5 protein-coding genes and 1 pseudogene are annotated in these 7,203 nt (G+C 66.2%); 4 read left to right on the plus strand and 2 right to left on the minus strand.

Features of this window, described 5'->3' with window-relative positions:
• Window positions 1–9: 9 nt before the first annotated feature.
• Window positions 10–1,953 (minus strand): primary-amine oxidase, encoded by a 1,944-nt coding sequence (locus tag J7I92_RS16835; RefSeq protein WP_214842379.1) that lies wholly within the window; start codon window positions 1,951–1,953, stop codon window positions 10–12.
• 120 nt (window positions 1,954–2,073) lie between these two features.
• Here J7I92_RS16835 and J7I92_RS16840 point away from each other — a divergent pair, with 120 nt between their 5' ends.
• From J7I92_RS16840 to J7I92_RS16850, 3 genes are all read left to right on the plus strand, one after another.
• Window positions 2,074–2,664: a TetR/AcrR family transcriptional regulator gene (locus tag J7I92_RS16840; RefSeq protein ID WP_214842381.1), complete on the plus strand. Its 591-nt coding sequence runs from the start codon at window positions 2,074–2,076 to the stop codon at window positions 2,662–2,664.
• 156 nt (window positions 2,665–2,820) lie between these two features.
• Window positions 2,821–3,882, plus strand: a complete 1,062-nt coding sequence (locus tag J7I92_RS16845; RefSeq protein WP_214842388.1) for a D-TA family PLP-dependent enzyme — start codon at window positions 2,821–2,823, stop codon at window positions 3,880–3,882.
• A gap of 125 nt (window positions 3,883–4,007) precedes the next feature.
• On the plus strand, window positions 4,008–4,982 hold the full coding sequence (locus J7I92_RS16850) for a helix-turn-helix domain-containing protein (RefSeq protein WP_214842383.1): 975 nt from the start codon (window positions 4,008–4,010) through the stop codon (window positions 4,980–4,982).
• A gap of 39 nt (window positions 4,983–5,021) precedes the next feature.
• On the opposite strand, the pseudogene J7I92_RS16855 reads toward J7I92_RS16850, so the two are convergent.
• Window positions 5,022–6,159, minus strand: a pseudogene (locus J7I92_RS16855) (glutamate dehydrogenase).
• A gap of 197 nt (window positions 6,160–6,356) precedes the next feature.
• Here J7I92_RS16855 and J7I92_RS16860 point away from each other — a divergent pair.
• Entirely contained in the window at window positions 6,357–7,055 is a 699-nt protein-coding gene (locus J7I92_RS16860) for an AmiS/UreI family transporter (protein ID WP_214842385.1), read from the plus strand.
• The last annotated feature ends 148 nt before the right edge of the window (window positions 7,056–7,203 follow it).

The raw sequence follows: 7,203 nt of genomic DNA on the forward strand, positions 1-7,203 counted from the left end.
GGCGCGAGCCTAGCCGCAGTGTCCGGGGGCGGCGGGCCCGCCGTGGCAGCCGGAAGCCTGGGCATTCGGGTTGGCCGGGACATCCAGTACCGGGCTGCGGTCGAAGAACCCTTCGGGGCGCAGTTTGAAGCCGACCGTGTCCACCGGCATGATGGGCCAGTCTTCGATCCGCGGGAAGTGGGTCAGCCCGAACGTGTGCCACACGACGATGTCCTGGCCGTCGATGTCGCGGTCCTGGGAGATGTAGGCCGGCAGGCCCGCTCCACCGGTGTGCTGGTTGACGAAGTCGCCGGTGGGGTAGCGCTCGTCCTCGGCGTACCGGGTGACCCACAGGTCCTTGGTGGCGAAGGCAGCGCGCCGGGCGATGGAGGAGTCCGGGTCGGCGAGCAGCGTGGGCTGGCCTTCGGAGTGGAGCTTGTAGCCAACGGGCTCGCCCAGCCGGTTGCGGGATTTCGGGTTGGAAATGATCCAGGTCCTTCCGGTCTTGGCGTCGCCTTCGCGGGCCGCTTCGGATTCGCGGGCCAGTACCGTGCGCTTCCGGGAGAAGGCGTTGCCGCGTTCGTTGCCTGCGCCCATGGGCTGCCGGACCACGTCCTCTTCCTCAACTCGGTTGGTGAAGCCGTCGACCGCCATGTCCAGCCGTGCGCTGAACAGGTGCTGGTGGAAGGGGGCACCGAGGCCCGGAGCGAGCTGGGAGATGTTGTCTGAGCCGCCTTCCGGAAAGGCGGACGTGAAGACGACGCCGGTGGCCTTGGCTTCGAATTCGATGGTGCCGTCGAGGTAGAGGTACCAGTAGAAGCCGTAGTCGTAGTTGCCGATGGTTGTGAAGAAGGAGATCACCAGGCGCCGGTTGCGGCGGGTGTAGTTGATGCCGGACCAGAGGTCGCTGTGCTTGGCGAGGATGCCCCAGTCCTCTTCGTGCATGCAGATGCCGTTGCGGATCTCGCGGGGATTGCCGAAGGCGTCGCTGATGGCCGGGCTGAGGTAGGTGATGTCGCCGAGGCAGTCGCAGCCCAGTTCGAGGGAGTTGGCGTACTGGCCCACGAGGTACTCCCCCGTGTCGAAGTAGTTCTGCCAGGACCTGATCGGGGACGGATCGCCGTACGGGACCACCATCTCGGCGATCGACGCGCGGTTGATGATGGGCCGGAGCCGGTCCCCGTCCCGGAAGGCGATGTTGTGCAGCACCACGCCCTCGCGGACGTCGAAGCCGACGTCGACGCTCCACTTTTCCCATTCGACATGGTTGCCGCCGGTCACCGTGAAGCTGGGCCCCTCGGGCTGGGTGATGCTGATGGGCTTCTGGGTGGTGCGCAGCGGGCCGGTCAGCTCCGGGTCGGTGTAGTTGCCGTGCTCCGCGGGAACCGGGACAGCACTCAGGTCGATGACCCGGGTGACTTCCTTGCTGACGACGTCGACGTAGGCCACGAGCCCGTCCACGGGGTGGGCCCACGCACTGTCCTCGGGGAACTCCTGGACGAACGCCAGCCCGCGCAGAATCCTGCGGCCCTTTTCCTCCGGGTACTCGAAGACGCCGGCGGAGAGCGGGGCAACGCGGACTTTGTTGACGTCCAGGCCGCGGTCCGCCAGAGCCTTGAGCCACCGCTCGTCCGAGGCGAGGAGCGACTCCACGACCTCAAATTCCTCTTCCAGGACGGGCAGCTCGCCCGTCGCTGCGGTATCGAGTTCGACGGCGGAAGTAACCGCGCCGTCCGCGGCGGAGACGGTGACGTCCAGCGGACGTCCGCCGGACACATCGTGGATGAAGACCCGGAAGCGCCGGTCCTCGGAATCGGCGGCTGCGCCCCGGGCCGGGTCCAGCAGGCCGAGGTACGCAATCCGCTTCTCCGGGCCCAGGAGTCCTTCGGCGCGCAGAATGCCCTGGACATCGGTGATCTCAGCGCCCGTTGCCAGGCGGAACGGGGTAATCGTGTCGGTTTTGGAGGGGGTCATGACGGCCTTTTGTCCGGGACCTTGGCAGGTCGGATTTTTATTTTCTATACTTGTAGAGAATAAGCGAACGTAAGATGGCTCACAAGAGTCTGGGCGAAATATTTACCGGGGAGCGGCTGCGTGCCAAAGATTGTTGACCACGACGAACGCCGCCTGGAACTGGTGGATGCAACCTGGCGGATCATCGCCCGGCTGGGCATCGAAAGCGCCACCATGCGGGAGATAGCCCTCGAGGCCGGGTTCGCCAACGGCGCCCTGAAGCCGTACTTCCCCACCAAGGACACGCTGCTGACCTTTGCCTTCAGCCACGTCTTCAACCGCACCAACCAGCGCATAGCCGAAGTCACCGCGGGACTTGCGGGACTCGACGCCCTTCGGGCCTTCTGCGTCGAAGTGCTGCCGCTGGATGAGGAGCGGATCAATGAAGCCCGGATCGTTATCCCCTTCTGGCAGAAGGCCATCAACGATCCCGAAAAGGCCCGGATCCACCGGGAGTCCATGCAGCAGTGGCTGGAAGCCATCCTGCGCTATCTGGCGGAGGCCCGGGACGGCGGCGACGTCACCGCCGCCGTCGACGACGACAGCCTGGCCGGCCAGCTCCTCAACATGCTGCTGGGCGCCCAGATCGCGGCCGCGCTGCTCCCGGACGGCCAGACCGAGCTCGGCCTGCGCGGGCAGCTCGAGGGCTTCCTGGCCCTGCTGACGCGTTAGCCTTGGGTCGTCAAGCTTCCCGTTCCGACCGCCCAAACCCACCCGCCCCAGCCCGCCCGCCCGGCCCGCAAAGAGAATCAGCCGCCAGGAGCGGGCACAACCAGCCAGGAGACGCCGGCAGTGACCATCCCGAAGGACATCGATACGCCGGAGATCATGGTCGATCTCGACATACTCCAGCGGAACATCGACCGTATGGCGTCCGCCGTGCGGGCCAAGGGCCTGAACTTGCGCCCCCATGCCAAAACGCACAAGATCCCCGAGATCGCCGCCCGCCAGATGGCAGCAGGGGCATCGGGCCTGACCGTGGCAACCATCGGCGAAGCGGAAGTTTTCGCAGCTGCCGGAGTGGAGGACATCTTCATCGCCTATCCCCTCTGGCTTTCGCCGCAGAAAGCTGACCGGCTTCTGCGCCTGTCCCGGACAGCACGCATCGCCGTCGGCGTGGATTCCGCGGAAGGGGCAACCGTGCTGGGAGTGACTCTGGGGAACGGGGCGGGGAACGTGGCCGTTCTCGTGGAGGTCGACAGCGGCCACCACCGGAGCGGGGTCCGCCCGGAGGCGGTGGCGCCGGTGGCCGAAGCAGCGGCGCGGGCTGGGCTGAAGGTCACGGGAGTCTTCACCTTTCCGGGACACAGCTACGCGCCCGGAATGCCGGCGGAAGCCGCCCGGCAGGAGCAACAGGCGCTGGACCAGGCGTCCGAGGTACTGACCGCCGCAGGTTTCCACGTCACGTGCCGGAGCGGCGGTTCCACCCCGACGGTCATGCTCACGGAAAATTCTGTCGCCACCGAGGTGCGTCCCGGTGTCCACGTCTTCGGCGACGCCCAGCAGCTGGAGCTGGATCGGTGTGCTGCCGAGGACATCGCACTGACCGTGGCGGCCACCGTGGTCAGCCACCACGAAACGGCGGCCGACGGTCCCGCACGCTTCATCATCGACGCCGGCAGCAAGATCCTGGGCAGCGACCGGCCGGCCTGGGCCAGCGGCTTCGGCCGGCTGATGGACCATCCCGACGCCCGGATCGCCGCCCTGTCCGAGCACCATGCCACTGTTGAGTGGCCCGGGCAGGGCGCCGTTCCTGCCGTTGGAGACCGGCTGCGGGTGATCCCCAACCACGTGTGCCTGGCGATGAACCTGGTGGACGATGTTGCCGTCACCAGCCAAGGGGAGCTCGTGGACCGATGGACCGTGGCGGCCCGGGGGAAAAACAGATAGCCGCACCGGCGTCTTTTTTCGCCAGCTGTTGAAAAAAGAATCACCTGCCGTTAACCTGAAGTGACTGTGTCCCACGACACAGTCCCGGGGGAACGTCAGATGGCCATCCGTCGTCAGGAACATCCATGCCAGTAACAGCAACAGCCCAGCCAGCGGCCCAGTCCGCAAAGCAGGGCCTAACGTCCAGCGTTGCCACGTCCTTCGACCACTGGAAGCACCTGGTGGCGGAGTCCTTTGTCCCGCTCGCCGCGCGGACTGAAGACGTGACCGGCTTCCGCGGGCAGATGCGTTCGCGGGTGCTGGACCGGATGTCCATCGTGGAGGTCAGCGCCACGTCCCACGAGGTCCACCGCACGCCGGCGCTGATTGCCCAGGCGAATGAATGCTATTTCAAGCTCAACCTGCAGCTGGAGGGCACCGGCTTGCTGATCCAGGACAACCGCGAGGCCGTCCTCCGGCCGGGGGACCTGGCAATCTACGACACGAACCGGCCCTACACCCTCACCTTCGAGGAGCAGGCGCGCATGATGGTGGTGATGTTCCCCTGCGACGCCCTGTCGCTGCCCACCGACTGCGTCGGGCAGCTCGCGGCAGTCCGGATGGCGGGCAGCACCGGCCTCAGCGGAATTGTGGGACAGTTCATCCGCCAGCTGTCCGAGAACCTTGAGGTCCTGAACGGCCCCAGCGGATCAAGGCTGGCAACCAACGCCCTGGAGCTGGTGTCCACCATGCTGCATGCCGAAATGGACATAAGCCCGGACCGGATGAAGCCCCAGGCGCTCCTGGCCGTGTCCGTGCGCGAATTCATCGACGCGAACCTGTCCGATCCCCTGCTCTCACCCGCCAGCATCGCCGCGGCGCACTTCATCTCCACCCGGCACCTGCACAACGTCTTCCAGGAGTCGGGCAGCACTGTTGCCAGCTGGATCCGGAGCCAGCGGCTGGAAAGGATCCGCCGCGAACTGAGGGACCCGCTGCACAACGGCACCTCCCTGGGCGCAGTGGCTGCCCGCTGGGGGTTCCTGGACGCGGCGCATTTCAGCCGCACTTTCCGGGAGGCCTACGGGGTCTCCCCCAGCGACTGGCGCCGCGGCGCTTAGCCGCGACGGCTGGATCAAACCCCGCTAAATCAAACCCAGCTAAATAAAACCCTGGGCAAGCATGGCATCCGCCACCTTCACGAAGCCGCCGATGTTGGGACCCAACACATAGTTGCCGGGATCCTCATACTCCTCCGCGGTGGACGCGCAGCGGTGATGGATCCCCACCATGATCTCCGTGAGCCGCTCTTCTGTGTGCTCAAAGGACCAGGAGTCACGGCTCGCGTTCTGCTGCATCTCCAGCGCTGAGGTTGCAACGCCGCTCGCGAGCAGCCCGTTCCGCACCAGGCGTGCGGCAGCACCGCCGTCGAGCTCGTTTTGGGTGGCACAGGGCAGAGCAACCGTCGCGTCGACGTCCCACACCGAGCCGGCCTCCACATAGGCAACGCCGGCACGACGCAGGGCGTAATCCTTGAGGTGTCCGCGTTCTGTTTCCTTGATCTGGCGAAGCAGGCCGACGTCGAGCCCGGCCTCGTCCACGATGTAGCCGGAGGAGTCGGAGCAGGCCACCACCTCGGCACCGAGCGCCTGCGCCTTGGCGATGGCGTTGATGGCCACGTTGCCGGAGCCGGAGACCACCACGCGCTGGCCGTCGAAGGACATTCCGCGGGTCTTCAGCATTTCCACGGTGAAGATCACGGTGCCGAAACCGGTCGCCTCGGGCCGGACCAGCGAGCCGCCCCAGGAGATCCCCTTGCCCGTCAGGACGCCCGATTCGTACCGGTTGGTGATGCGCTTGTACTGGCCGAAGAGGTAGCCGATTTCACGCCCGCCCGCGGGGGTCGAAGTCCGAGCCACCCTTGCCGCCGCCGATCGGCATGCCCGTAAGCGCGTTCTTGAAGATCTGCTCGAAGCCCAGGAACTTCACGATACCCAGGTACACGGAGGGGTGGAAGCGCAGGCCGCCCTTGTACGGGCCCAGTGCCGAGCTGAACTCCACCCGGAAGCCCCGGTTGATCTGCACCCGGCCGGCATCGTCGGTCCACGGCACGCGGAAGATGATCTGCCGTTCGGGCTCACAGAGCCGCTCCAGGATGGCGGCTTCAAGCAACTCGGGGTGCCGGTCGTGGACAGGGCCCAGGCTTTCGAATACCTCGACCACCGCCTGATGGAACTCGGCTTCCCCCGGGTTCCTGGCCAGGACCGTACTCCTGATGGCCTCCAGCCGTGCATCCATGAATTTGTCCTAGCTTCCGCGAGCAACGGCCGGAGAAGATCTTCGCAGCCATTGATGGTTGAGGTTTCAACCTAACGGATTAAGACCGCACCCCGGTAGGCGGATCAGATGGGATCACCTATTCTCCGTAATGTGACAGAAAGATTCCACGTGATGAGAACTATGTGCACCACGCGGTGCACCAGGAAGGCCGTCTGATGGCCTATGTTTGCCTCCTGCTCTCCGGAGCGGCGCTGCTGCTCAACGGACTCGCAGCCTTGGATCTCCTCCCCCGCCGCGACGCCGCCATATTCAGCCTGGTCATCGGCAGCGCCCAGCTGGTCCTCGGCGTGACCTACCTGGCGGTGACCTACCCGGCGGTGACCGACCCGGCGGTGACCGACCCTGACGTGTCCGCGGGCGGCGGATCGCAGTTGCTGCTGGGGGCGTCCGGGATGTTCCTCTTCGGACTGACCTACGTGTATGTGGGCCTGGATTTCCTGCTGGGAATGGGGTCCAGGGGGCTCGGCTGGTTCTGCGGGATGGTGGGCCTCTGCGGCATCCTGCTCGCGGCGGCCTGGTCCGGTGAGGATCCGCTCCTGGCCGTCCTGTGGCTCTGCTGGACCTATTTGTGGCTGTTGTTCTTCCTGCAGCTGGCGCTGGGCTTCGAGCGACTGGCGCCACTGATCGGCTGGTCCCTGGTGCTCACCAGCCAGGCCTCGGCCACTGTCCCGGCGTTCCTAGGCATCAGCGGGCAGTGGCCCGCCGGCTCTGAGGCGGCAGCGGCGGCAGCGGTCGCGGGCGCCGGCCTTGCCGCACTCCTGTTGCTGGCAGGCGGCCTCGCGTGGCGAGGCCGCCGCAGCGGAACGGAGGCCGCCGTCGTCGAACGCCCGCTATCCGGCGTGCTCAGGCGCTAGGAGCCTGCTGAATTAGTGGGTTTCGTGGTCTCTGGGCAGTCGGTCTTTTCTTGCGGCAGCGGTGTGGTTCCTGATTGAACGGATCTACTGGGCGCCGCTCCGCAGTTGGCTGGGGCGTCCATGAAGGCTTTGCGGTTCCTAGTGTGAG

The sequence above is a fragment of the Arthrobacter sp. ISL-72 genome (assembly GCF_018613755.1).
Lineage (GTDB): Bacteria > Actinomycetota > Actinomycetes > Actinomycetales > Micrococcaceae > Arthrobacter.

Coding starts and splice junctions, on each gene's coding strand:
- J7I92_RS16835 (WP_214842379.1), bottom strand. CDS start 1,953: ATGACCCCCTCCAAAACCGACACGATTACCCCGTTCCGCCTGGCAACG.
- J7I92_RS16845 (WP_214842388.1), top strand. CDS start 2,821: ATGGTCGATCTCGACATACTCCAGCGGAACATCGACCGTATGGCGTCC.
- J7I92_RS16850 (WP_214842383.1), top strand. CDS start 4,008: ATGCCAGTAACAGCAACAGCCCAGCCAGCGGCCCAGTCCGCAAAGCAG.
- J7I92_RS16860 (WP_214842385.1), top strand. CDS start 6,357: ATGGCCTATGTTTGCCTCCTGCTCTCCGGAGCGGCGCTGCTGCTCAAC.